The organism is Pontibacter roseus DSM 17521 (assembly GCF_000373265.1).
Taxonomy (GTDB): Bacteria; Bacteroidota; Bacteroidia; order Cytophagales; family Hymenobacteraceae; genus Pontibacter; species Pontibacter roseus.
In genome coordinates this window covers 652,369-678,721 of the sequence record NZ_KB890762.1, presented here as the reverse complement: position 1 = coordinate 678,721, position 26,353 = coordinate 652,369, and the positions used below count along the sequence as shown (strand labels likewise).

Sequence of the window (26,353 nt, the reverse complement as noted above, 5' to 3'; positions counted from 1 at the left end):
TGTTTGATTATAAAGAAAGGTCTTTGCCTTGGTAAAAGTCTAATACTTTAAGCTTGAAGGTATACTCATATTTAGCCTGCACCAAGCTTGACTGCGCCGTGCGGTAAGAGTTCGCTATCACGTTGAAATCAACTGTATTGATGATGCCGCTGTTGAGTCGCAGCTCAGCGTTTCTGTAATTCTTCTCGGAGGCGTTCACCTGCTCTCTGGCGGCGGCGTAACGGCGTTGTGCGGCAATCGCATCTACGTAGGCTTGCTCAATCGTTTGGCGCAGGTTGTTGCGAGCAATGTCAGCGTTCAACTGTGCGTTCTGCTGCGAAATCTTGGCTCTTTGCACGTTCAGCCTTGTCTGGAAGCTGTTCAGGATTGGGATTTGCAGCGCCAAGCCTACTTGGGTCGAGAGGTTATCGTCGAATTGTCGGAAGAGCGGGTAATCCGATTCGATGCGCTGCACGCCGAACTGAGGAAAGTAGAGTGTCTCAGAGCGAGTACCAGCTTCGTCGTAGTAAACCACTTGAGGCTGCAGACCCTGGTTGACCTGTTCTAAACCCAAAAGCCTTCTGCTGGTGCTGGCATAACGACTACCTGCGCCGGCAAACAAGCTTAGACGTGGATAGTAAGCGCCTCGTGCCACATCAATGCCCTTTTCGGAACTGCGCAGGCGTAAGTCAACGGCACGTATGGCAGGCAGTGTCTGCAGCGCCACATCGTATACCTGGCCGCCGTCCACGATGACAGGATTTTCATCCGGCTCCGGAATCTGTGGTATCTCTATCTGGAATTCCTGATTCGTGGGGATATTGAGCAGCTGCATGAGCGAGAGGCGCGCAATGTCTCGTTGGTTCTGGGCTGTGATGAAATTCAACTCATCTGTGGCTAATTGCGACTCAATGTCTAATACCGCGTTTTCAGCCACGCTTCCTGCTTTGAAGAGGGTGCGCGTCCGGTTCAGTTGCTGTTGGGTCAGGCCGCGCTGCAGCTCCGAGATACTCATCTGCTCATTGGCGAACAGGATGTTGAGGTATGCTGTGACTATCTGAATGGTAATGTCATTCTGCGCTGACAGAAACTCCTGCTCACTTGCCTCCGCATTAAGCGTGCTCTGCTTGATTTGATTCACGGTCTGAAAGCCAGCGAACAATGGCAGGTTTGCATTGATGGAGGCGTTGGCGGTGCGCGCGTTCTGCGTGAGAAGACTGAACGTAACCGGGTCCTGGAAAGAACCAGTGTTGAAGCTGTAATTCCCGTTCGCGTTGATGGTTGGCAGCCGGCTGAACTTTGCCTGATTCAGGTCTGCCCTGTCCAGATCGCGGTTCAGGCTGCTCTGCCGTATGTTCAGGTTGTTGGTTTTGGCGTGATTAATGGCCTCTTCCAGAGACCAGATGCCATCACCACCCGCTCCCTGCTGCTGGGCCATGGCGATAGGCGCACCTGCCAGGCTCAGACCCAAGGCGAGCAGCAGTGCCTTCTTAGATAATTTTTTCATAGTGGGAAGATTATAGGTCGATGTTGGGTATGTAGATGACATGTTTCACCCAGCTCAGTTGCTTCAGGTATTCCAGTGTGATGGGTTTTATGCCGGAGTCCATCTCGATGAACTGGCGGGCCAACTCGTTTTTCCCCTTTCTGGACACGTTCATGGTGGCGATGTTGCAATCGTCGTGTGCAATGACCGAAGCAATGAAAGCAATGCTTCCCTTCACGTCAGCTGCATCGATGATGAGGGTGTGCAGGTTGGCTGAGAAGTTGGCTGAGAAGCCATCGACCTCCACAATCTTGATGACGCCACCGCCCCGGCTTTGTCCGATTACCTCAACATTCCGCTCGCCTGCCTTCAGGTTGAGCTTGATGGTGTTGGGGTGCATGGTGGAGGCATTGCCCACCGAGCGGAAGGTGTACTTAAGGCCACGCTCTTTGGCATGGTCAAAGGCCTCCTTGATGCGCTTATCGTCTGTTTTGAAGTCCAGCAGACCGGCCACGATGGCCCTGTCTGAGCCGTGCCCTTCGTAGGTCTGGGCAAAGGAATTGTAAAAGGTGATGATGGCCTCTTCGGGAGCGGCGCCAAGTACCCGGATGGCGGCACGCGCTATGCGCACGACGCCAGCTGTATGCGAACTGGAAGGGCCAATCATAATCGGTCCTATCATATCAAAAACACTGCTCTTTTCGGCCATTGGAATCTATGCGGGCAAATATCGTAAAACCCAAATTTAGCAATTTAGCTGAAGTATAACATTTTTTGGCGGGTATATTGTGCCTAATTCTACCAACCGCCCTATTTACTCTATAAATGTTATCTTTATACCTATTAGCGTGTCGCCTCTATTTGCCTCCATCAAGGCTGTGTTACAACACCTTGCCTTTGCAGGTATACCTAACAATGATGAGATGAACAGACTGCAGGGATGGTTGCCTGGCTTTCGGCAGCGTAATCCATGGTGATTGCGTTTAACCATAGGGAGCGCCAAATTTCTGCTGCGGCTAGGACTTCTGATGGATAGTTTTAGTTACTTTGTGTCAACTTTTTGCAGCATCTGACATCACCAAGCATTTGTACACCATGGAGCAACAAGCGTTTAAGCCGGAAGTACTGGAGCAACTCAGGAGATTGGAGGCCAAATACGTGCCCCTCGGTCAGGATTTGGCGGCTTACCTGGAAGGCCTGTACTACACAGACTACCTCAACTACTGGGATTACATTCACCTGGACACCCTGTTGAGCCTTCAGAACCCGCGTACCTCCATACCGGATGAGAAGATTTTCATCATGTATCACCAGATTACGGAGCTTTACTTCAAGCTTTGCCTGGAGGAGTACCGACAAATTGGTGAGGACAAGGAGATTACGGCCGATGTGTTGATGAAACGCCTGAAGCGCATCAACCGCTACTTCGATAACCTGATTGACTCCTTCGATGTGATGGTGGACGGTATGGACCCGAAGCAGTTCCTGCAGTTCCGTATGGCACTGATGCCGGCGAGTGGTTTCCAGTCTGTGCAGTACCGCATGATAGAAATTGCTTCCACAGAATTGCGCAACCTCACCGACAAAGAGAAACGCAAGGCGCTTGGTTTGCAAAGTACGCACGAGGAGATGATGGGATGCATCTACTGGAAAGAGGGCGCTACCGAGGTATCCTCCGGCTCTAAGACACTCACCTTGATACGTTTTGAAGAGAAGTATACGCCACAGCTGATTCAGTTCGCACGGGAGTATGAACACAAAAACGTTTGGAGCGTGTACAAGCGCCTGCCAGAAGAGGCACAGCAAAACCCACGGCTAATCCGGCAAATGCGCGAACTGGACAGCAACGTGAACGTGAACTGGCCCCTGATGCACTACAAATCAGCGGTGCGCTACCTGCAACGCGACCCGGAGGTGATTGCGGCCACAGGCGGCACCAACTGGCAAAAGTACCTGCCTCCCAAGTTCCAGAAACGCATCTTCTACCCGGAACTTTGGTCGGAGGAAGAGCTGCAGAACTGGGGAAAAGGCTGGGTTGAGAAAGTGCTGAATGGGGATATATAAGTTTGGAGTATACAATCAGTTGAATGGTTCAGGTATAGATTTGAGGTATAGGTAGGCTAATTTTCTTTTGAAATATAGGCCCAATCTTTTCACCCGATGAACAGAACTACAACCGACTTAAACATGTTGAACAGACAATCTACAATTACCCATCAATAGAAATTAAAAGTTTAAGGTTAACTACCTTACCTGTTGTGAATGAGAAAGAAAGAGATTGAAGTGGTGTTGTCGCCTGAAGTGGCGTATGACAACGACCTGCTGGAGCGTGAGCTCATCAAAAGTGCCGGCGTACAACCGGAAGATGTCAAGTACATCCATAGAATCAAGCGCTCCATTGATGCGCGCGGGCGGCAGGTGCAACTCCGCATCAGAGCTGACCTATACCTGGACACCCCTCCTGCCGATATCCATTTGAACCGGTATACCTACCCGGACGTAAGCCAATCCAAAAAAGTAATTATAGTGGGCGCCGGTCCGGCTGGACTGTTTGCTGCCCTGCGTTGCATCGAATTGGGACTGAAGCCCATCGTGCTGGAGCGCGGCAAAGACGTGCGTTCCCGCCGCCGCGACCTGGCAGCCATCAACAAGGAGCACATCGTAAACCCCGATTCCAATTACTGTTTCGGGGAAGGCGGCGCCGGCACCTATTCCGACGGAAAACTCTATACCCGTTCCAAGAAGCGGGGCGATGTGCAGCGTATACTGGAGATTTTCGTGCAGCATGGCGCCACAAAAGACATTCTATTTGATGCCCATCCGCACATCGGTACAAACAAACTGCCTGTCATTATTTCCAATATTCGTGAAGCGGTGATAGCCGCCGGAGGCGAGGTGCTGTTCGATAAGCGGGTGTCGGATTTCATAGTAGAGCAGGGCGTGATGAAGGGCGTGGTGACGCAGGATGGGCAGGAGTATGTCGGCGAGGGCGTCATTTTGGCTACCGGCCACAGCGCCCGTGATATTTTTGAGTTGCTTCATCAGAAAGGTGTCACTATTGAGGCCAAGCCCTTTGCCATGGGCGTACGTGTGGAGCACCAGCAGCGCCTGATTGACAAAATACAGTATAAGTGCGAGGACCGTGGCTGCTGGCTTCCGGCCTCCTCCTATTCGCTGGTGCACCAGACGGTATACGATAAGAAGCAACGGGGCATCTTCTCGTTCTGCATGTGCCCGGGCGGGTTTATCGTTCCCTCGGCCACCGCGCCAGGCGAGGTGGTGGTCAATGGTATGTCGCCTAGCCGCCGCGACTCCCGCTTTGCCAACTCAGGCATTGTGGTGGCCATCGAGCTGGAGGATTTGGAGCTCGACAAATACGGTCCTTTGGCCGGCCTTCGGATGCAAGAGGCGCTGGAGCGTAAAGCCTGTGACATGGCTGGCGGCACCCAGAAAGCCCCGGCTCAACTCCTGTTCGACTTCACACAGGGCAAAACAGGCGGTCAATTGCTGGAAACTTCCTACCAGCCAGGCCTCACTCCTGTGGACATGAATAAACTGTTCTCAACAGCCATGGCCTATCGGTTGCGGGAAGGTTTTAAAGCTTTCGGAGCCAAAATGCGCGGCTACCTGACCAACGAGGCGCAGATTATAGGTGTGGAGAGCCGTACCTCCTCCCCTGTCCGGATTCCACGTGACCGGGAGACGCTGGAGCATGTGCAAATCCGGAACCTATACCCTTGTGGCGAGGGCGCAGGCTATGCCGGAGGCATTGTGTCGGCGGCCATGGACGGTGAGCGCTGCGCCGAGATGATTGCCGCCAAGGTAAAGCGGGTGGTGTAAGAACAGGCATAGCATTCAACTCATACTGCCTTGCTTTGTAACGTTTTAGGTAAAGCGCCTGTTAAATAAGCTTGAATTACCAATCATTGAATAAAGCTATGAAAAAGACACTCGTATTAGGCGCCACGGATAACCCATCCCGGTTTGCCTACAAAGCCATACATAAACTGCAGCAGAACGGCCATGAGGTGGTGCCAGTGGGCATTAGAAAAGGGGAAGTAGGCGGTCAAGCCATCATCACGGACAAGGAACAGACGATTGAAGGGGTTGATACCGTGACGCTGTACGTAGGCCCACAGAATCAGCCCTCCTGGTATGACTACATCCTGTCGCTCAAGCCCAAGCGCATCATCTTCAATCCAGGTACTGAGAACAGGGAACTAGAGCAGATGGCGGAAGATGCCAACATCGAGACGCTGCACCATTGTACCCTCGTGATGCTGGCTTCTGATACCTACTAAAATTTTTAAAATATTTCAGATAGACCTAAACCTGTGCATGCCTGGGTCGTATAAGCTAGTATAATCAAAATAAACAGATGGCATTGGTTGTCTATGTTTATTTAGGGAAAAGGGATCTTTCAAGAGATCCCTTTTTTATTTTATATCTGTTTCGCATTCCCTAGCAGGTATAGCATATGAGCCACTTTACAACAGAGCAAAAAAACCAAAAGAGGTATAGCCGGCGAAGCTATACCTCTTTTGGTTTTAAAATTTGTTTTAGAAGGATTATGCTTCGCGGCGGAGCACCTCCAGCGGTGGTCTGTTGAGAATACCCCGGCTGTTCAAAAGCCCCACGGCCACAGTGAGCAGCACGACTAGCGCGAAGATGACGACCATCGGCCAGAGTACCGGCACAAATTCCATCTCGAAGCTATAGACGGCCAGAGCCCAAGCGGCTCCAAAAGCAATGACACAGCCGGTTGCCGCGGCTAGGATGCCCAACAGGAGGTACTCCATGAAGGTTATACCCAAAATCTGTTTTTTGTTAGCCCCTAAAGTACGCAGCAGCACGCTTTCCTGCACTCGCTGAAATTTACTTACGTTTACCGAACCCACCAGCACCAGCAAGCCCGTGAAAATGCTGAAAAGGGCCATGAACTGGATGACGAACGAAATCTGGCTTACAACCTCATCCAGTGTGCGCAGAATCAAATCGAGGCCTATGGCCGAAACGTTCGGAAAGGTCTCCACTACACGCCGCTGGAACTGGGCCGCCTGTTGCTCATTGTCGCTCCGGGTCATGAGCACATGGAACTGCGGCGCCTCCTCCAGCACGCCTTTCGGAAAGAGCACCTGGAAGTTGGTCTGGACGCGATTCCAGTCCACGCGACGCAGGTGGGCTACTCGGGCAGGTATAGAAGCTCCCTGCACATTGAAGATGAGTGAATCCCCTACCTGCACCTTGATTCGCTCCGCATAACCTTCTTCCAGCGACACCGGCACCAGCTCCCCCTCTTGGTATTGGTTCTCGCTCCAGGTTCCGCTTTCTGTTTCTTCTGAGTCGCTGAGGTGGTCGCGGTAGGTCACCCTGTACTCGCGGGTGAAGTTCCTAGGGCCGATATCCAGAGTTGTGTCTTTGCGGACATCGGCTAGGGTCAGTTGCTTTATCTGCTCCAGCCGCACCGTCACAATCGGGTCGAAGTATAGGATAGGAAGGCCTTGTTCTTTCGTTAGCTCCGCCACCTGATCGCGCTGCGAATTCTGGATGTCGAATAGTACCAGATTAGGCTGGTCTTCGCTGCCTGCAATGGATACCTCGCTCAGGAGTGTCCGCTGCACCATGTAAAGCGTGCCAATCAGCGCTGTACCAAGCCCGATGGAGACCATGAGCAGCAAAGTTTGGTTGTTCGGGCGGTATAGGTTCGCCAATCCTTGGCGCCACACGTAGCCCCAGTGCTTTGGGAAATAGCGTTTCACCGTCCAAGAAAGGCCTTTTGCGAGCAGCGCCAAGACCAGGAAAGCGGCAATCACCCCACCTGTAAACGCCAGCGCCTGCCACCAAGTGCCCATTTGCCACCGTGAAAACACGAGAATGAAAGCGAGAATCAAACCATAAACGGACCAGCGTAACGGGTCTTTCTGGTTCGTTAAATGTTCAATACTGGCCCGCAAGGTGATGAGCGGCGATACCTGCCGGATGCTGAGCAACGGCAGCAAGGCAAACAGCACCGACACAATCACACCTAACATAATGCCCTGTGCCGCCGCCGTGAATGAGAAATAGGCCTCTACTTGCACCGGCAGGAAGGATTGGAACAACTTGGGAAGCAGTAGTTGGACCACACTACCCAAGGCGGCGCCTGCCAGTCCTCCCAGTAAGCCCATACCCATCACCTGGAACAGGTATACCAGAAAGGCCCGTTTCCCGCTCATGCCCAGGCAACGCAAAATGCCAATGGTAGCCAATTTGTCCCGCATGTATACGTGCACGGCACTGGCTACTCCCACACAACCCAACAAAAGCGCCACAAAGCCGACGAGCGCCAGAAAACGGGCCAATTCGTCATAGGAGCGCCCCATGCTCTGCTTCCGGGTTTCCACAGTGTCGTAGAAGAGGCCATATTCCTCCATACGCGATTCCAGACGGCTGCCCAGCGTGTCAGGCTGGACACTATTATCCAAGTCATAGTAATAGTAATAGGAGACGCGGCTGCCTCGCTGCACCAGGCCCGTTTCCGGCAGGTACTGTCGTGGGATGTACACCACAGGCGCTACGGCGGCCGTCATGGCTGTCTGTCCAGGTATGCGGTGGAGCGCTCCTTCAATGGCAAAAGTCAGGTTTCCCACCCGAATGGAATCTCCGGGTTTGGCCTCGTACTGCAACATCAGGTTGTAGTCTACTAAGGCGCGTCTGTCTTCCCGGAAGGTGCGGCTCGCCGCTGCCGGTTCTGTTTCAATGGACCCGAAATAAGGAAAGCCACCCTCCAGAGCCCGCACCTGCACAAGGCGGGTGGCATTGGTTTTCACAAAATAGACCATGGAGAGCATGCGGTTCTCATCGGAGCGCTCCCCCAGCGTCTTGACTGAGTCTATCAGCGCCATGGACAGGGAGTCGGGCTCTTTGTTCATGCCCATCACAAAATCTGCCCCTATCAGCGTTCTTGCTTTGTCATCTATGGCTACCTGCAGGCTATCGCGGAAAGAGTTAATGGCCACCAGGGCGGCTATACCCAGCACAATGGACGAAAGGAACAGCACCAGTTTGCCACGGCTTCGGCGCGTATCGCGCCAGGCCATCTTGAGCAGCCAGGGTATGTTCAGTTTAGGTTTTTTATCTGATTGAAGGTCTTGTTCAGGCAAGGTATACTTGAAGTTAAGAAGGTTAACTTGATGTATTGATGTAAGGTATAGCTACAGCTGTGGGGCTCCGTTCTGCTGCTGCACGATTTCCGGGGCTCCCGTGTCAGATACAACGTGCCCCCCTTTGATGCGGATGATGCGCTGTGTTTTCTCGGCCAGTTCCAGGTCGTGCGTCACCAGTACCAGGGTGGTGCCCGCCTCACGGTTGAGGTCGAAGAGCAGCCGCTCTACCTTCTCGCCTGTCTCCTCGTCCAGGTTGCCGGTGGGCTCATCTGCAAAGAGAATGGTGGGTCTGTTTGAGAAGGCCCGTGCGAGTGACACGCGCTGCTGCTCTCCTCCTGAAAGCTGCGTCGGGTAATGGTCATGCCTTTCTGCCAGCCCTACCCTGGCCAACAGTTCCATTGCCTGTTGCTGCACGTTGCGTTCGCCCCGCAGCTCCAGCGGCACCATTACGTTCTCCAGTGCCGTGAGTGTAGGTATTAGCTGAAAGTTCTGAAAGATAAAGCCAACGTACTGATTTCGAACCTGTGCCCGTTTGTCCTCACTGAGGTTGTCGAGGGTAACACCGTTTAGGATGACGGAGCCGCTACTGGCGCGGTCAAGGCCGGCGCATAGGCCAAGCAAAGTGGTCTTGCCGCTCCCGGAGGGGCCCACGATGGAGCAGGTGTCGCCCGCCTGGAGTTTGAAATTGATGCCTTCCAGCACCGTCAGGTGGCGGTCGCCACTGTCGTAGGTTTTGCGTAGGTTGTTTATTTCGAGTATAGTAGACACGCTGTTTGTGTTTGGTTTGATGGACGAAAGGGCCAGCACCTGTTTCACTGTCTGGAGCCGGTTGCTGCGCCCCGAACCTAATAACTAATACAGGACGTTATAGGTTTTACATACGTTAAGACTAAATTTAGGAAAAAATCACATACATGAAGAAAAATAGCAAGCTTATCTCCCTGCTCCTGTCCCTGTTGCTGCTTGCCTCCGGCTGCGAGCAGGCCGGCACAACGGAACGCGTGCAGGCCGAGCAGGAAGCAGGCGCCCAGGCCACTGTGGCGGGTGAGAACACCAAAACCGAACGCACCAAGACCATTGTATTTTTTGGCAACAGCCTTACGGCAGGATACGGATTGGAGCCCGACCAGGCTTTTCCCGCCTTGCTGCAGGCGCGCATAGACTCGCTGGGGCTCCCTTACAAAGCAGTGAATGCAGGTTTGAGCGGAGAGACATCCGCTGGCGGGAAAAGCCGCATTGACTGGCTTTTGAAACAGCCGATTGATGTTTTTGTACTTGAACTGGGAGCGAATGACGGCTTGAGAGGTATAGACCCGGCCTCGACCTACGACAACCTGGCTACAATCATTGACAAGGTGCGGGAGAAGAACCCTGAAGCGGAGATTATTCTGGCAGGTATGCAGATGCCACCGAGCATGGGGCAGCGGTTTACCAAGGAATTCCAGGAGGTATACACGCGCTTGGCCAAAGACAAGGAGGTAGCTTTGATTCCATTCCTGCTGGAGGGCGTTGCCGGAGAACGGGCACTGAACCAAGGCGATGGCATACATCCTACCATAGAAGGGCAAAGGATTTTAGCTGATAATGTCTGGACCGTGCTAGAGCCGATTCTGGTAGCCAACAGAGCCTCCTAACCCTTATTTTTTGAAAAAGTAAATTATTTTCAAAAGTTTGTAACCCTACACAATCTAATAGCCGTATAAAAGAACGGCTAAAAGTTGAAAGTTTATTTACGAATAAATCCTTTCACATAATAACAGCACCGGCTCACTTGTGGACCGGTGCTGTTTTATTTTAGGCAGTTTTATTGCCAGAGCTTAATCCTCGGCCACTTCCGATTTCATCTTCTCGGCCAGAATGTAATACGCGCCCTTCGTCACCACCTGTGCATCCTGTGGCAATTCTTTAATAGGCCTGACTTCCGTAAAGCCTTCTTCGGCTACACCGGTCTCTACCTCTTCCATCCGGAAGGTGCTCGGCCCTTCCTTCACAAAAACATAGTGCTTGCCCTTGTAGCGAACCACCGCTTCCTCGGGCAGGGACGGCAGTTCCTGTCTTCCTGCCAGTATCTGGGCGTTCACGTACATGCCTGGCAGCAGCTTCGCGTTTTTATTGTTCTCCAACTCAGCGTGTACCATTACCATACGCGAGTCTCCTTCAAAAGCTTTCCCAAGCGCGAATACTTCTGCTTCTAGCGGCTCGCTTGCCACGTTAGGAAGCGTGAAGAGCACCTTCTGCCCTTTCTCCATCTTTCCAAAGTCCTTCTCAAAGACATTCAGTTCCAGGTGCAGGTGGGAATTGTCCACCAACTGGAACATCTGCTGGCCTGGCTGTGCGTAGCTGCCCATGTTCACATCGATGCCCTGCACATAACCGCTGATAGGGGCTGTGATGGACAAGGTAGAGGTGATTCTTCCCGCTTCTACGTTTTTGGGCGAAACGCCCATAGCGGTTAGGTGCGTTTGCAAGGCCTGTAGGCGCGCGCGTTGCACTTTCACATCAGATTCAGATTGTTCAAACCGCTTGCGGGAACCTACCTGTTCCTCATTCAAGGTGCGCTGCCGCTCATAGTCCTGCTCCGCAAAGCGCAGCTGGTTCCGAGTGGTCAGGTACTCCTCCTGCAATTTGATGAGCTCCGGGTTCTGGATGGTGGCCAGGACTTTCCCCTTCTGCACGTAGTCCCCTTCTTTGACAGGTATGCTGCGCACCACGCCGCCCATTAACGGGTTGATACTGGCTATGTTCTGGGGCGGCAGTTGAAGCTGGCCGTTAGCCGGCACCCGTGCCGAAAGGCTGTGGTTCTGGATGGAGCCGAGTTCGATGCCGCTTACTTTCTGCTGTTCCGCCGAAAAGGCTACCACAAAGGGCGACGTGGTGGCGGCTGGTTCTGCCGTGGCGGCCTCTGGCTGTTTAGCCTGCTCTTGCTCGGAGCAGCCAAACAAGCTGAGGAGACCGCAAAGGGCGATGATTCTTATGGTTGATACTGTCATGTTATTCGATTCCTGCTGTGAATTCTAAGCTGATGATGGTTTGGTTGTAATCCCTCAGGGCGTTGAGGTAATTCGTCTTAAGCTGATAGGCCTGGTCAAGCGCCTGCACATACTCCACGTAGTCGATGTCGCCGGTACGGAAGCTGAGTTCAGCGGCTTTGGACAATCGGTCGGCCTGCTTTAGGGCGCCCTGTTCGAAGAAGGAGAGCGTCGTACTGTGCTTCTGCAGTTCCTGCGTCAGGTTCTGCAGTTCAGTCAGCAATAGCTGCTGCTGGTAGGTCACCTGGTTCTTCACCGCCTCCTCATTCAGTTTTGCCGCCTTGATACGGGACTTCTGCGCACCGAACCACAGGGGTATGGCTATACCTGCCTCTATACCTGTGAAGCGGTCGCTGGAGGTATACACCCTGCCCGGGGTGTCTCGGGGAGTCTCGCCTTTAAAGGTCTGGTTGAAGTAGCCCACCGTAAAGTCAGGCAGAATACGCGATTGCTCCAGTTTTTTCTGACGCTGGGCCAGGTTGAGTTCGCTCTGCAGGAAGGCAGCATAAGGATTGGCTGAGGCCGCAGTGCTATCAGTCAGCACCTTCAGCTCACGTTTCGTCAACTCCTCCAGATTGAAAGCCAGCGGTTCTTGCGCCTGCAGCAGCTGTCTCAGGCGACGCTCAACTATCTGCAAGTCTGCCTGTGCCTGTTGGAGCTCAGTACGCATAGCCAGGCTGCGGGTCTCAGCCGTGGCCTGCTCCAGGTAGCCTGTCTCACCTGTTTTAAAACGAATGGTGGCGGCACGCGTGAAGCGACCATACAGGCTGTCCTGCTGTTGCAGCAGTTGCAGGCGCTCGTTGTGGTACTGCATTAGGTACCAGGCCAGCTTCACATCCCGTACCAGTTCCCGCTCCACAATGTGCTTCTGGGCCTCCGCCTGTTGGATGGTGGCATCCGCCAGCTTTGCCTGGTCACGGTATACCGTCGGGAAGGCGAATTGCTGGGAAGCGGATATGTACTCATCCTGGTTCATGGTGCTGATTTGTCCGCGACTGTAGTTTATGTTGGTCTTGGGCAAATCGGTGGCCGCACCACGTAGGGCCTGTTCCCGCTCCACACTGTACTGCGCGCTCTTCAGTCCTAGGTTGTTCGTCTTGGCATATTCGATACTCTGCTGCAGCGAAAGCGGCTGCTTTGCCTCCTGTGCCTGAGCGGTATAAGTGTCCAACGTTCCTGCACCAAGCAAGAACCAGGCAATCACGTGTGCCGGTACAGCCCTGCGTACTGGTTCTTCTTTGGAAGGCTTTTCCTTGGAAGAGAAAATATAATAGAGCACCGGCAGTACCACCAGCGTAAGCAGCGTGGAGGTGAACAGGCCACCAATCACTACTGTAGCCAGTGGGCGCTGCACCTCGGCCCCGGCAGACCCGGAAAGTGCCATCGGTAAGAAGCCCAGCGCAGCCACGGAGGCAGTCATGATAACCGGCCGGAGTCGCACGCTTGTTCCCAACAGCACCCGTTCGTACACATCTTCTATACCTTCCTTCTTGAGCTGGTTGAAGTAGCCAATCAGCACGATTCCGTTCAACACGGCCACACCAAACAAGGCGATGAAACCAACGCCGGCCGATATACTGAAAGGCATGTCGCGGAGCCAGAGGGCGAAGATACCACCGATGGCCGACAAAGGTATAGCGGTGAAAATGAGCAGGCTTTGCTTTACGGAGTTAAAGGTAAAATAGAGGAGCGCCAGGATAAGCAGCAAAGCGGCAGGCACCGCCACAGAGAGGCGCTGTTTGGCGGCCACCAGGTTCTCAAACTGTCCACCGTAGGTGATGTAGTATCCCACCGGCAGGGGCAATTCCTGGTTCAGCTTCTGCTGTATTTCTGAAACGATGGACTCCACATCACGTTCCCGCACGTTGAAACCCACCACGATGCGCCGACGTCCTTCTTCTCTAGAAATCTGCATAGGTCCTTCTTCAAACCGGATGTCAGCCACCTGTTGCATCGGTACCTGCCCACCTCCTGGCAGTGGTATGAACAGGTTCTCAATGTCTTTCAGGTCTTGCCGGGCGGTGCCTTCCATCCGAACTACCAAGTCAAATCGACGGTCACCTTCGTAGATGGCACCTGCCGTCTGTCCCGCGAAGGCAGTACGCAGCACCGCATTCACATCTGCCACCTGCAGGCCGTATTGTGACATGCGGGCCCTGTTATAATCTACCACAATCTGTGGCAGACCCGTCACTTCCTCTACATAGATGTCCTGCACACCAGCAACGGGAGCTATGAGTCTGTCTACCTGGTCTGCCAAATCAGACAGTTGGTCGAGGTCCTCCCCGAAAATTTTGATGGCTACGTCTTGTCTCGCTCCTGTCATCAATTCGTTGAAGCGCAGCTGGATGGGCTGCTGGAAACCGTAATTTACGCCTGGAAGCACTTTGAGCGCCTCGTCCATTTTGGCGGCGAGTTCCTGTCTGGTACTCGCGCTGGTCCACTCGTCTTTATCCTTGAGCAGAATCATTACGTCGGCGGCTTCAATCGGCATCGGGTCTGTTGGGATTTCGGCTGTTCCAATCTTGCCAATCACCTCCGTCACCTCCGGAAACTGCGTCAGGAGAATCTCACTGGCTTTGGTGGTAGTTTCAATGGTCTGGGTTAGGGAAGCCCCCGGCACCAGGCGCAGGTCCATGGCAAAGTCACCTTCCTCCAAATCCGGCAGGAACTCCCCGCCCATGCGGCTGAATACCAACAGACTGAAAGCGAACAGCAACACGGCTGCCCCTACCACCAGTGCTTTGCTGCGCAATGCGACGCGGATGATCGGCATGTAAGCACGCTCAATGGCCGCCATGATGCGGTCCGAGATATTGGGTTTGTGCTTCGTCTTCTTGCTCAGAAGCAGCGTGGACACCATCGGCACGTAGGTAAGGGACAGGATGAAGGCTCCCAGGATGGCAAAGCTCACGGTTTGGGCCATCGGCTTGAACATCTTGCCCTCTATACCTACCAGCGCCATGATGGGCAGGTATACGATTAGGATGATGAGCATACCAAAAGCAGCGGAATTCATGATGCTGGAGGCGGCTGATTTTACTTCCAAATCCATTTCCCGCTGGGTCAGTCGCCGCAGAGGGAGATTTTTGTTCTTGACTGCAATGAAGTGCAGTACGCCTTCCACGATAATCACCGCTCCGTCCACTATCAGGCCAAAGTCTATGGCGCCCAGGCTCATCAGGTTACCCGATACCCCGAACACGTTCATCATACCTAAGGCGAACAGCATAGAAAGTGGTATAACCGAAGCAACCACCAGGCCCGCCCGCAGGTTGCCTAACAACAGCACCAGCACGAATATCACAATCAGGCCTCCTTCTATAAGGTTGGTTGCCACTGTGTTGATGGCTTTTTCCACCAAGTCGCTACGGTCGAGGTAGGCTTCGATGATGATTCCTTCCGGGAGCGATTCCTGTATTTCCGCCACTTTGTCCTGCACATTCTGGATGACCTCCGAAGAATTTGCCCCTTTGAGCATCAGCACAATGCCACCTACCACTTCGCCTTCGGTGTTACGGGTGAGGGCGCCATACCTGACGGGATGTCCGTACTGCACTTGGGCCACGTCGCGCACCAGCACCGGCATGCCGTCGCGGCTGCTCACCACAATCTTTTCGATGTCCTCCAGCGTATTTGCCTGCCCCAGACCTCGGATAAAGTAGGCACTCTGGTTTTTCTCAATGTAGGCGGCACCGGTGCTCTCGTTGTTCTTCTCCAATGCCCCTATGACGTCCGCTACTGTTAGGTTCATGCTACGCAGACTGTTGGGGTTCACGGCTACCTCATACTCTTTGAGGAAGCCGCCGTAGCTGCTCACATCGGCTACGCCAGGTGTGCCCAGCAGTTGCCGGCGTACTATCCAATCCTGTATGGTTCGGAGTTCGGTGGCGTCATATTTCTTTGGACTTTCAGGGTCCTGTACCAGCACATACTGGTATATCTCGCCCAAGCCAGTGGTGACAGGGGCCAACTCAGGCGTGCCCATCTGCTCGGGAATCTGTCGGCTGGCGTCTCCGAGCCGCTCTGTTATCATCTGGCGGGCCAGGTACTGGTCCACATCATCGTCGAACACGACCGTGATAACGGATAGTCCGAAGCGGGAAACGGAGCGCATCTCCTCGACATCCGGCACATTGGCCAGGGCCATCTCGATAGGTGTAGTGATAAAACGTTCCACCTCCTGTGCGGCCAGGGTAGGCGAAGAGGTAACCACCTGTACCTGGTTGTTGGTGATGTCGGGCACGGCGTCAACGGGCAGCTGGGTCAGGGAATAGGTCCCCCACACGATAAGCACGAGCACCATCAGCCCCACCACCAGTTTATTATGAATCGAAAAATCGATGATTCTATTGAACATGGTAAGCTTTGGTTATACTTGGTTGATTGGAAATGCGGCAATTGGGCAGCCAGTGGAATGCAGGTCTGCCTTGACAACCAGGTATGGCTGCCAACGCCGCGTCAAGGAAGTGTTAGGCTACCAGCCGTGGAGGGTGCCACCAGGCAGAGGCCACTCTGATTTCGCTCATTTCAGGGTATACCAGTGGTTTGGTTTGGGGAACGACGGGAAAGCGGAACACAATCAGCTCCGGCTCCATCGCAATGGTGAAGGTGGCGCAGCAGCCGCAGCCGCAGAACACCGGGCAAGTGTCGTCATGAAAAGGGGAACTGCCGGTGGTATCGGCTACGTCCGTCATGCTCGGGTGGTGTTCGTGGGTATCCATAATCTTATCCGTGCACGGCAGGCAAGCCATCCAGCACAGGTATAGAGAAAAGAAAATAGCCACGAATCGCATCACTACAAATATAATCCATAATTATGGAAACGGGTTCCTGAAGCCGCAATTCAGAATTATTCTTAAAAAGATGGAATAAAATATAGCTGACAGTCAATAAATTACCGTGAAGAGCTACCCCATCTGAAAAAAATAGCGCAAATTTATTCCTGCTTAGGCAACCTCCCCATGGGGTATCTGCATCTAAGGGGTAAAGAGCAACGAAACAGCTCCCACTAAGGCCAGGAAAGCAAATTGATTTGATAAAATTTTACCCAGCGTGACGGAACAGGAGTTAATAGCAGGATGCCAGAAGGCCGAGAGTAAAGCGCAGAAATGCCTTTACGAGCGCTTCGCCTCGCCGATGTACGGTGTGTGCCTGCGTTACCTCAAAAACCAGATGGACGCAGAAGAGGCTCTACTCAACGGGTTTATGAAAATCTACCAAAACATAAATCGGTTTGAGGGCAAAGGCAGCTTCGAGGGTTGGGTGAGACGCATCATGGTAAACGAGGCCCTGGGGTTTCTTCGGAAAAAGGAATCGCTATACCTGTCCATTGAGGACGACCACGTACAAGTGGCCGGAGGTATGGGAGCTGATCAGGACTTGGCCGAGGGAGAGCTTTTGGAGTTGTTGCGCACTTTACCTGCCGGCTACAGGGCAGTTTTCAACCTGTATGCGATAGAGGGATATTCCCATAAAGAAATAGCCGATTTGCTGAATATCACGGAAGGGACGTCAAAATCGCAGTTGAGCAAGGCACGTGCCATGCTGCAGCGAAGACTGACCGGACAAGAAGCAGTCGCTAGCTAAAAAAAGGAGGTACATATGAGACCAGAAGACATAGACAAGCTATTCAAAGAGCGCCTGGGGCCTTCGTCCCCTACCCCGCCCGCTGACCTCTGGAACAGGCTCCAGGACAGGATGGAAGCCGAAATGCCAGAAAAGGAAGCCGAAAAACGCAAGCCAGCAGGCTATATGTGGCTGTCCTACTCTATTGCGGCGGCCATCACGCTGCTTCTGACGGTGGGCATCGTGTTCTACAACGTGAAGCACAACAATGTGCCCTTCGATGGTATGGCCCATGACAACAGCCAGGTGGCGGAGCAGCCGCTCGTTATCGCAGACCCAGCCCAGGAGCAGACGATTGCCGAGGCCACGGAGCCAGTAGCTATACCTGAGGTGACAGAGCAACCCGTTGCCCCCGCTCCTATACCTGATAACACGGTTGCCATACCTCAAAACACAGTGGCCAAAGCAGAACCCAAACCAGCAACCACCAAAAGAAATGTACTAGCGGCGGCACCTAAAAAGCAGAAAGCGGCCCCTATACCTTCCAGCCATCAGGTCGCCAAGGTAGAGAAACCCGCTATACCTGCGGAGGCTGAAAAGGGCTCCTACTATAACACAGGAGAACCTGTTCCGGCAACATTTGCATCGGCAGGCAACTCTAACCTGGATGCGCAACCAGTCGAAATCATCATCAAGCGCGCTGTGGCGGTGCAGCAAGCGGAGGAGGAAGCTGAGCCGAATGGCTTTGAGAAGAAGCAGAAGCTGGCCAAGAACATCTTCAAGCAGGTGCGCAACCTCTCCAACGGGGAGCGGGTGGAGCTTTCGGAACTCGGCATCAACGCTGACAAAATTGCACTCGAAACCCAAATCGGAAAACAGAAAATATCCAAAGTCATCAATCTCTAACCTTTAAAACCATGAAAAGAGTACTACTTCTCGTAACGGCCATCATCATAGCCGCAGTCACCGGTGTGTCTGCCAAAGGCGGACAAACCATCGGCCAGCGCCTCGGCCAGCAGGATACCATTGTCGTCAAAATGGCCAACGGCGCCAAAATGGTGCTATACCTGCAGAACATCGAACAGCTCAAGGCCTTCGAAAACTACAGCCTCGACTCCCTCATGCGGGTGCTCAACAAGTATGTCGACCAGGTGGATAAGATGGATGAAGCCAACAAGGAGCTCAAGTCCAAGGAAACAACGGTAACCTTCGGCCGCGACTCCGACGACCCGGAGCAAGTCACCATCACGGTGCAGGAAACCGATCAGGACGGCAAGGTGAGCAAGGAAAAGCACGAAATCCGCATCAACAAGAAGTTCAAGATAGATGTGGAGATTGAGGAGAAAGACGGCAACACCCGCGTAGACGTGAATGTGCCCAACCGGGAAGAGCGCGACAGCATCCGTGTCCATACCAAGAAAGACACCTACAAGTCTACCCGCTTTAACTTTGACGTGGACCTGGGCCTCAACAACTTTATTGAGAAGAACGACCAGCTGGTGCCTGACCTGAAGCCGATGGGCTCCCGTTATGTCAGCCTCAACTCACACTTGAACTCCCAGATTGGCGGCCGCACCAGCCCCTTCTACCTGGTGTCAGGTCTTGAGTTCGCCTTCAACAACTACATGTTCGACCGCAACTACGTGATTGAGGAAGACGTGAACGAGGTGACCTACTTCCGCCGCGAAACCGAGATTGACTACGACAAGTCTAAATTGACCATGTCTTCGGTGAATGTTCCCCTCATGCCCATGCTCAAGTTCAAGCGCCAGAACGGCAAGGATGGCTTCAAGATAGGAGCTGGTGGTTTTGCCGGTTATCGGTTGGGTGCGCACGCCAAACTCAAGTATGAAGAAGGCGGCAAATCGCAGAAGGACAAAATCCGCAGCAGCTACAACCTGTCGGATTTCCAGTACGGCCTGACCGGCGTGATTGGCTACGGCAACCTGGACCTGTTCGTGAAGTACAACATGAACGATTTGTTCAAAGACAACCGCGGTCCCGATGTGAACGTCATCAGCTTCGGCTTCAGACTGTTAAACTAATTAAATGTGAACGAGCAGAGAAGGCCCTGATGGGGCCTTTTCTGTTTACAAGCCGGCTGTGCGCATGAAATTGTCGATGATGATGGCCGTAGCGGTGGCCACATTCAGGGATTCCGCCTTGCCGAAAGCCGGAATCTTTATCAGTCGGTTCACGCGTTGCGCCACCTCGGGCCTGAGGCCGTTGGCTTCATTCCCCATCACGACTATACCTTGTGGCTTCAGTTGCATGCGGTGGATGTTGTCACCTTCGAGCGAGGCGCCGTAGATGGCCACCTCCTTTGCCTGCGCGCCAAGCCAATCCGCCAGGTCCAGGTAATACGCCTTCACGCGGGTGAAGGAGCCCATGGTCGCCGAGATGGTTTTGGGGTTGTAGAAGTCGGCGCAAGTGTCGGAGCAGACGATGGTGCTGATGCCATACCAGTCGGCGATGCGGATGATGGTGCCCAGGTTGCCCGGGTCACGTATGTCGTCCAAGGCGATGGCGAAATCGGAAGGCTGAAAGCGCAGCTCGGGTAACCGCCGCATGTGGGCGATGGCCAGCGCGGCATTGTTGCTGGAAAAAGTGCCGGCCTTGATTAAATCCTGCTCCGTAACCACATCATAATGCGTACTTTTAGGGAATGCTTTGGCGTGCTTCTGGTAAAATTCCTCCGTCACGAACACATGTTGCAGCTCAAAATCCGATTGCAGGAGCTCCAGCACGCTTTTGGCACCCTCCACCACAAAGGCTTGGTGTTGGTTGCGGTATTTTTTTACTTGCAGAGAGTTCGCGTACTTTACAACTGCTTTCGACAACATAGCTGACAATCGTTTGAGATCACGATTTTACATATTCGGGCTGGTAATTACAATTATAAGTTTCCAGGCCTGTGTCCCCACCAAGCACCTGGCGGAGAACGAGCAGTTGCTGGTGAGCATCCAACCCATGGGGCTGCAGAACATCGAACCGTCTGCTATTGAGGCTGTCTACCAGCAGCAGCCCAACCGAACCTTCCTGGGCTCCACGCCCTACCTGGCGCTATACAACTTTGGGAAGAAATTCTACAGCCCGGCCAAGATTGACGAGCGCATAGAGAAGCAGCGGGCAAGGCGTGCCGAGAAAATGCGGGAGGCAGGAACCGATTCAACCAAGGTGCGCCGCCAGCAGGACAAGTATGACCGCCGCATTGCCCGCCACCGCAAGAAAAAAGAGGAAGGCAATTTCCTGATGCGTATAGGTGAACCCCCGGCCATTTACGACTCCACCCTCATGGAGCAGACGATGGACCAGGTAGACATCTTCCTGAACACCAAAGGCTATTTTGACCATGAGGCTGATTATGAAAAGCAAGTAAAGGGTAAGAAGGTATACATCACCATCAACATCGCCGAAAACGAACCTTACCGTTACAGCCACCTCGACTACAATATTCGGGATGACTCGGTGTTGGCCGTGGTGAAGCGATACGAGAACCGGTCGCTGCTGCAGGTAGGTGACATTTACGATGAGCAAGTCATCAGTGCTGAGCGTGACCGGCTGTATGAGATGATCCGGCACAACGGCTACTTTGACTTTGCACGGGCCTACATCGTGTTTGAGCCTGACACCAGCTATGGTGGCAATACCGTTCGGATGCGCACTGTGATTCAAGACCCGGAGGATGGCACCTCACACAAAGCCTATACCATCCGCAACGTATACTTCAAGACTGACGCTGACCGCTTTGGCATTGCTCGGGATACAGTATTCTTCAACAATGTGAAGTATGTGGCCTATGACCATAACTTCTCACCCAAGGTGCTGGACAAGAAAGTGTCAGTATACCCGGGGCAAAAGTATAGCCAGTTCCGCACCTCGCTTACCCAAAGGCGACTGGCCGAGATGGATGTGTTCCAGTTCAACAACCTGAGCTACAATAAGGTCACCAATCCCACCGATTTTGCCGCTGGCTACCAGCTGAACGCCTTCATCAATGCCGTACCCTCCAAGAAGTTCCAAGAGACAACGGAGCTGGGTATGAACTTCACCGAGCGACGCCCGGGGCCGTATTCCAGTATCCGCCTCAAAATACGCAACGTGTTTGGCGGGGCCGAGAATCTGGAAATCGGTGTGCGAGGCGGTCTGGAGGGCCAGATAAACCTGACCACAGACGCTACGGTTATGATTCGGGAATATGGCGGCGATGCGGCCCTGTCTTTTCCGTTGTTTCTTCTACCGTTCGGCGGAAAGGATGTGCTGCAGGACTTCAACCCGAGAACCCGAATCTATACAGGCTATACCAACGTGGATAGGGCTGAATTTCAGCGCACGCTGTACGAGTCGTCGCTGGAATACATCTGGCAGAAGTACCCACGCCCTTTGTTGCCTCCAACGGTTCAGTACATCTTCTCTCCCATCAACATTGATGTGATTCAGGTGGGCCGCATCGATTCCTCCTTTCAGGATTTCCTGGGCAGAATCAGCACGGGGGAAGAAGAAGGCGGAACCCGCTCCTTTAGCGAGAGTTTCCAGAGTGGCTTCATTTCCTTCATCGGGATGAACATCATCTACAACACCAACGATTTCAACCAGACCCGCAATGCGCGCTACCTGCGTGTGCTGACAGAGGTGGGAGGTCTTACCTCGAAGCTGGGAATCATGCCGAATGTGGGCAATCTGAGGCAGTACCAGTACGCCCGACTCAACCCCGACTACAGGCGCTACATCCCTTTGGGTGGCCAGAAGTACTTTGTTTACCGGGTGAATGCCGGGGTGGCAAGTCCCCTGTTTGGCTCCAATGCCATTCCCTATGACAAGTACTTTTTTGCGGGAGGCGCCTCGAGTGTGCGAGCCTGGCGCGCGCGCAGGCTCGGCCCCGGCTCATACCAGACGCTTATAGAAAACGGAGCGGAAGACAACCAACTGGAACCCGAGCAGCCTGGAGAAGTGATTCTGGAAGGAAGCGCCGAATACCGGTTTAATATGGTGGGTTTCCTGAACGGGGCGTTTTTCCTGGATGCCGGCAACGTATGGCTGCTGAGTGAGGATACCAACAGACCCGGCTCCGGCTTTAGCTTCAACCGGTTCTACAAAGAGCTGGCCGTGGGTACTGGCTTCGGACTGCGCCTGGACTTCTCAGTGATGATTTTGCGGTTTGACTTCGCCACCAAGGTATACGACCCGGCAGTCACTGACGGAAGCAAGTTTGTTATCCGGGATTTCCGTTTTTCGGAGTTCTTCAAGCTGAGCAACCAGGCAAATCTGAACATAGGCATTGGCTATCCATTCTAGCCTTGTTAGCATTCAATCCCAATAAAAAAAGCCCTGTCGCTTATGACAGGGCTTTTTTTATTGTTGCTATACCTGATTTGATTTAATAGTTCAGGAGTTCCTCCATGGCCGCGGCTACTTTGTCGGGGTTCGGTAGCATCATCTTCTCCAACTCCACGTTGAGCGGTATGGCCGGCAGGTTGGCGGCACCCAAGGTATAGACCGGCGCATCGAGCTGCTGGAAACACTCTTTGGAGATACGCCCGGCTAGTGACTCAGCGAAGGAGTTCATCAACGGCTCCTCTGTCAGTACCAAAGCCTTACCATGGCGGCGGACAGAGGCTACCACCGCCTCGAAGTCGAGTGGGTTGAGCGTGCGCAAGTCAAGTATTTCCACGCTGCCATTGAACTTCCTGGAAGCGGCCTTGGCCCAGTAGACGCCCATACCGTAGGTGATGACCGTCATGCTGTTCCCCATTCGCAATGCTTCGTCGCTGGCCTGTTGCACTATGTTGGCTTTGCCCAGTGGCAGGATGTAATCCTCGTCCGGCTCCACGGTTTTGGCGTCATCCGTACCGGCGACTTTAGACCAGTAAAGGCCTTTGTGCTCCAGCATGACAACCGGGTTGGGGTCCAGGAAGGCAGCTTTCATCAGTCCTTTCATATCGGCAGCGTTGCTCGGGTATACTACCTTGATGCCGCGTATGGTCAGCAAAGTGGATTCAATGCTACCAGAGTGGTAGGGCCCGCCCCCGCCGTAGGCCCCAATGGGTACCCGTATCAGCGACTGCACCGGGAACTTACCCATGGACAGGTAGCAGCTCTTGGAAAGCTCCTCTACCAGCTGGTTCATGGCAGGCCATATGTAATCGGCGAACTGTATCTCCACAATAGCCTTGGCTCCTACCGCGGACATACCGGCTGTAGAACCCACAATGTAAGCTTCTTGGATGGGCGTGTTGAACACGCGCGAGTCTCCATATTTCTTGGCTAGCAAGGCTGCTTCCCGGAACACACCACCTAGCTCCCCTCCTACGTCCTGGCCGTAGAACAAGGCTTCCGGATAGGTGCGCAGGATGTCGTCCACGGCATGTAGCGCCGCGTCTACCATGATGGTTTTCTCTGCACCGGCGGGGTTACGTTCACCTGTTTCCTCTGTCACTGGCGTAGGGGCAAACTCATGCTGGTCGAAGGTGCTGGGGTCCGGTACGGGTGCGTCAAGGGCGCGCTGGTAATCTTCGGCTACCGTCTTACGGGCTTCATTCTCCAGCCATTCTACTTCCTCAGACGTGACATCCGCTTCCAGCAACGCCTGGCGTAGTTTCGGTATAGGGTCGTTCACGCTGTGCTCCTGCAGGTTGTTTCCCCGGTACCACTCCCGGCGCACGCCGGAGGTATGGTGGCCCAGCAGCGGCACTTTGGCATGTACCAGAATGGGCTTTCGTACTTCCCGCGCATATTCAAAGGCGATGCGCATACCCTCATATGACTCAGCGAAGTCGGAGCCGTTCACGCGGAGGCGCTCCATACCTTTAAAGCCGGCTGCATATTCATAGGCATCCATGGCGCGCATCTCTTTGCCGGTGGCCGATATGCCCCAATCGTTGTCCTGTACCAGGTATACGATGGGCAGGTTCTTGAGTACCGCCATCTGGAAAGCCTCAGCCACTTCGCCCTCCGTCACAGACCCGTCTCCCAGCGAGCAAAGCACCACCGGCTTCTCCTCAGGCTGTGACAGCCCCTGCGATTCAAAATAAGCGATGGCGTGTGCCATACCTGTTGCCGGAATGGCCTGCATACCGGTGGCGGAACTTTGGTGTGGGATGGTCGGGAAGCCTTCGCGGCGCAGCGAGGGATGACCGTAGTAGGTACGGCCACCCGAGAATGGGTCGCCGGCCTTGGCCATCAGCTGCAGCATGAGCTCATAGGGCTGCATACCGATACCCAGCAACATGGAGTCGTCGCGGTAGTAGAGGGCCGCATAGTCGTAGGGCTTCAGCTGGAAGGCCGTCGCCAGTTGTATGGCTTCGTGGCCCCGTGAGGTGCTGTGTACGTACTTGCTGCAGATGGTTTTGTTTTCTTCGTAGGTGTCTGCCATGGTCTTGGCAGTTATCATCAGGCGGTAGGCTTTCTTAAGAATCGCTGTGTCAATCTTAAAGGCCTCCATCAGTTCTTTGGACATAGGTTGCGCTTGTGTTATTGGCCGAAGATACTAAATAAAGCCCTACTTCTAAAATCCTGGAGAAGGTTCGGTAGAGCGGGCTTTATTTGGTAATTTTGTGGTTTGAATTTGAGCCCAAAGCCCTATACCTTGTTTTCCAGGTATAGCGGCGAGCCAAAATTCTGGTGTCTTGTGTCATACATGTAACGACTGTAAAATGTTCAGAGAAGAAGTTGAAGCCTTTATGCGCCAGTTCCAGCTGGACCTGGTGCGTGACCTGGAAAACTGCGACGGCGGCACCACTTTCCAAAAGGATGAGTGGCAGCACGAACAGGGCGGTGGCGGCATTTCGCGCATCATCGAAAACGGCAACGTGCTCGAGAAAGGCGGTGTCAACTTCTCAGCGGTGCAGGGCGAGTTGTCGCCCCAGTTCCTGCAGATGCTCCAGATGCCTGACCCCAAGTACTTCGCCACGGGCGTGTCGGTGGTGATGCACCCGCACAGTCCCATGGTGCCCATTACGCACATGAACGTGCGCTATTTTGAAGCCGGCGATGGCAAGGCCTGGTTTGGCGGCGGCATAGACCTCACTCCTATTTATGTGGATGTGCAGCAGGCGCGGGAGTTCCACCAGGCTATGAAGGCGGTATGCGACAAACACCACCCCTCCTATTACCCCGAGTTCAAGAAATGGGCCGATGACTACTTTTACAACGAGCACCGCAAGGAGACCCGTGGCGTGGGCGGCATTTTCTTTGACCGCCTGATGGCGACCGACCAAATCAGCATGGAAGAGCGCTTTGCTTTTGTGCGCGATGTGGCCTACGCCTTCGCCCCTTTCTATACCTCCATCATCAACCAGAACCGTGATTTACCTTACGGTGAGCGCGAGAAGCAGTGGCAGCTCATCCGGCGTGGCCGCTATGTGGAGTTCAATCTGGTCTATGACCGTGGCACCAAGTTCGGGCTGGCCACCAACGGGCGCATCGAATCCATCCTGATGAGCCTTCCCCAGCATGCCTCCTGGGTGTACAACCACAAGCCAGAGCCGGGCGGACCAGAGGAAAGGACGCTGGGCTACCTCAAAAAGGAAATTGACTGGATAAACATTGCCTGATATGCTGGAACGATTGGAGAAGCTGGACCAGGAGCTGTTCCTATACCTGAACGACCAGCACAGTCCCTTCTGGGACACCGTCATGGTCACGGTCTCGAACAAATATTTCTGGATTCCCTTTTACCTTCTTTTGGTAGGCTACATCGTGTACCGCTACCGGTTGCAGAGCATTCCCATGCTCCTGATGGCGGTTGTCGGCATAGGTCTGGCGGATTATGTGGCTTCCGGCATTTTCAAGCCATACTTTGCCCGATTGCGTCCTTGCCACGATCCGGAGCTCTCGGCGCTGGTGAATATCGTGCAGGGCTGCGGAGGCAAATTTGGTTTTCTCTCGTCCCATGCCTCCACAGGCTTCGCGCTGGCGGTGTTCTTCAACCTGATTCTTTCTGACCGCTACCTGGTGTTTAAAATCCTGCTGGTGGTCTGGGCAGCGTTGGTCTCGTACAGCCGCATCTACCTGGGGGTGCATTTTCCGGGCGACATTATAGGAGGCGCCTTGGTGGGCACCGGCACGGCTATGCTGGCAGTGGTGGGCTACCGGTTCTGGCTCCGAAAATATACCCGCTTTCAGCTCAAACCTTCGTCATAGTCCGC

The 26,353-nt window shown here is 53.7% G+C and carries 19 protein-coding genes; 10 read left to right on the top strand and 9 right to left on the bottom strand.

Features of this window, described 5'->3' with window-relative positions; all coding sequences use genetic code 11:
* Nucleotides 1–7: 7 nt before the first annotated feature.
* Both B051_RS0109495 and sdaAB read right to left on the bottom strand, forming a co-directional pair.
* On the bottom strand, nucleotides 8–1,486 hold the full coding sequence (locus B051_RS0109495) for a TolC family protein (RefSeq protein WP_018477966.1): 1,479 nt from the start codon (nucleotides 1,484–1,486) through the stop codon (nucleotides 8–10).
* A gap of 10 nt (nucleotides 1,487–1,496) precedes the next feature.
* The gene (gene sdaAB / locus B051_RS0109490; protein WP_018477965.1) at nucleotides 1,497–2,174 is read right to left on the bottom strand and encodes an L-serine ammonia-lyase, iron-sulfur-dependent subunit beta; all 678 of its coding nucleotides are present in this window, start codon (nucleotides 2,172–2,174) and stop codon (nucleotides 1,497–1,499) included.
* 386 nt (nucleotides 2,175–2,560) lie between these two features.
* On the opposite strand from sdaAB, the gene B051_RS0109485 reads away from it, so the two are divergent.
* The 3 genes from B051_RS0109485 to B051_RS0109475 all read left to right on the top strand — a co-directional run bounded on the left by B051_RS0109485 (nucleotide 2,561) and on the right by B051_RS0109475 (nucleotide 5,766).
* Nucleotides 2,561–3,529 carry a tryptophan 2,3-dioxygenase family protein gene (locus B051_RS0109485; protein WP_018477964.1) on the top strand — a complete coding sequence of 323 codons (969 nt, stop codon included), beginning with the start codon at nucleotides 2,561–2,563 and terminating at the stop codon, nucleotides 3,527–3,529.
* Nucleotides 3,530–3,727: 198 nt separating this feature from the next.
* Nucleotides 3,728–5,305, top strand: a complete 1,578-nt coding sequence (locus B051_RS0109480) for an NAD(P)/FAD-dependent oxidoreductase (RefSeq protein WP_018477963.1) — start codon at nucleotides 3,728–3,730, stop codon at nucleotides 5,303–5,305.
* A gap of 98 nt (nucleotides 5,306–5,403) precedes the next feature.
* Nucleotides 5,404–5,766: a CoA-binding protein gene (locus B051_RS0109475; protein WP_018477962.1), complete on the top strand. Its 363-nt coding sequence runs from the start codon at nucleotides 5,404–5,406 to the stop codon at nucleotides 5,764–5,766.
* Between the two features lie 267 nt (nucleotides 5,767–6,033).
* Here B051_RS0109475 and B051_RS0109470 read toward each other — a convergent pair whose 3' ends face one another.
* Nucleotides 6,034–8,544, bottom strand: coding sequence for an ABC transporter permease (locus tag B051_RS0109470; RefSeq protein WP_051080658.1), 2,511 nt, complete (start codon nucleotides 8,542–8,544; stop codon nucleotides 6,034–6,036).
* 114 nt (nucleotides 8,545–8,658) lie between these two features.
* Nucleotides 8,659–9,378: an ABC transporter ATP-binding protein gene (locus B051_RS0109465; RefSeq protein WP_033316835.1), complete on the bottom strand. Its 720-nt coding sequence runs from the start codon at nucleotides 9,376–9,378 to the stop codon at nucleotides 8,659–8,661.
* A 146-nt stretch (nucleotides 9,379–9,524) separates the two neighbouring features.
* On the opposite strand from B051_RS0109465, the gene B051_RS0109460 reads away from it, so the two are divergent.
* Nucleotides 9,525–10,244 (top strand): arylesterase, encoded by a 720-nt coding sequence (locus tag B051_RS0109460; protein ID WP_018477959.1) that lies wholly within the window; start codon nucleotides 9,525–9,527, stop codon nucleotides 10,242–10,244.
* A gap of 183 nt (nucleotides 10,245–10,427) precedes the next feature.
* Here the strand turns inward: B051_RS0109460 and B051_RS0109455 are convergent, their stop codons facing one another.
* The 3 genes from B051_RS0109455 to B051_RS0109445 all read right to left on the bottom strand — a co-directional run bounded on the left by B051_RS0109455 (nucleotide 10,428) and on the right by B051_RS0109445 (nucleotide 16,435).
* On the bottom strand, nucleotides 10,428–11,600 hold the full coding sequence (locus B051_RS0109455; RefSeq protein WP_018477958.1) for an efflux RND transporter periplasmic adaptor subunit: 1,173 nt from the start codon (nucleotides 11,598–11,600) through the stop codon (nucleotides 10,428–10,430).
* A gap of 1 nt (nucleotide 11,601) precedes the next feature.
* Nucleotides 11,602–15,999 (bottom strand): CusA/CzcA family heavy metal efflux RND transporter, encoded by a 4,398-nt coding sequence (locus tag B051_RS0109450; protein WP_018477957.1) that lies wholly within the window; start codon nucleotides 15,997–15,999, stop codon nucleotides 11,602–11,604.
* Nucleotides 16,000–16,111: 112 nt separating this feature from the next.
* The gene (locus tag B051_RS0109445; RefSeq protein WP_322786342.1) at nucleotides 16,112–16,435 is read right to left on the bottom strand and encodes a DUF6660 family protein; all 324 of its coding nucleotides are present in this window, start codon (nucleotides 16,433–16,435) and stop codon (nucleotides 16,112–16,114) included.
* 259 nt (nucleotides 16,436–16,694) lie between these two features.
* Between B051_RS0109445 and B051_RS0109440 the strand changes: the two genes are divergently transcribed.
* From B051_RS0109440 to B051_RS0109430, 3 genes are read left to right on the top strand one after another with little or no spacing between them, the layout of a single operon-like run.
* A complete protein-coding gene (locus B051_RS0109440; RefSeq protein ID WP_018477955.1) occupies nucleotides 16,695–17,228 on the top strand; it encodes an RNA polymerase sigma factor in 534 nt (177 codons plus the stop codon).
* A 15-nt stretch (nucleotides 17,229–17,243) separates the two neighbouring features.
* Nucleotides 17,244–18,113, top strand: a complete 870-nt coding sequence (locus B051_RS0109435) for a hypothetical protein (protein WP_018477954.1) — start codon at nucleotides 17,244–17,246, stop codon at nucleotides 18,111–18,113.
* Between the two features lie 11 nt (nucleotides 18,114–18,124).
* On the top strand, nucleotides 18,125–19,252 hold the full coding sequence (locus tag B051_RS0109430; protein ID WP_018477953.1) for an outer membrane beta-barrel protein: 1,128 nt from the start codon (nucleotides 18,125–18,127) through the stop codon (nucleotides 19,250–19,252).
* A gap of 45 nt (nucleotides 19,253–19,297) precedes the next feature.
* On the opposite strand, the gene B051_RS0109425 is transcribed toward B051_RS0109430, so the two are convergent.
* On the bottom strand, nucleotides 19,298–20,050 hold the full coding sequence (locus B051_RS0109425) for a TrmH family RNA methyltransferase (RefSeq protein ID WP_018477952.1): 753 nt from the start codon (nucleotides 20,048–20,050) through the stop codon (nucleotides 19,298–19,300).
* A gap of 13 nt (nucleotides 20,051–20,063) precedes the next feature.
* Here B051_RS0109425 and tamL point away from each other — a divergent pair, with 13 nt between their 5' ends.
* Nucleotides 20,064–22,502 (top strand): translocation and assembly module lipoprotein TamL, encoded by a 2,439-nt coding sequence (gene tamL, locus B051_RS0109420; RefSeq protein WP_018477951.1) that lies wholly within the window; start codon nucleotides 20,064–20,066, stop codon nucleotides 22,500–22,502.
* An 82-nt stretch (nucleotides 22,503–22,584) separates the two neighbouring features.
* Here tamL and B051_RS0109415 read toward each other — a convergent pair whose 3' ends face one another.
* Nucleotides 22,585–24,663, bottom strand: coding sequence for an alpha-ketoacid dehydrogenase subunit alpha/beta (locus tag B051_RS0109415; RefSeq protein ID WP_018477950.1), 2,079 nt, complete (start codon nucleotides 24,661–24,663; stop codon nucleotides 22,585–22,587).
* 196 nt (nucleotides 24,664–24,859) lie between these two features.
* Here B051_RS0109415 and hemF point away from each other — a divergent pair, with 196 nt between their 5' ends.
* Together hemF and B051_RS0109405 are read left to right on the top strand one after the other, a co-directional pair.
* Nucleotides 24,860–25,759, top strand: coding sequence for an oxygen-dependent coproporphyrinogen oxidase (gene hemF, locus B051_RS0109410; RefSeq protein WP_018477949.1), 900 nt, complete (start codon nucleotides 24,860–24,862; stop codon nucleotides 25,757–25,759).
* 1 nt (nucleotide 25,760) lies between these two features.
* The gene (locus B051_RS0109405; RefSeq protein WP_018477948.1) at nucleotides 25,761–26,348 is read left to right on the top strand and encodes a phosphatase PAP2 family protein; all 588 of its coding nucleotides are present in this window, start codon (nucleotides 25,761–25,763) and stop codon (nucleotides 26,346–26,348) included.
* Nucleotides 26,349–26,353 lie beyond the last annotated feature (5 nt).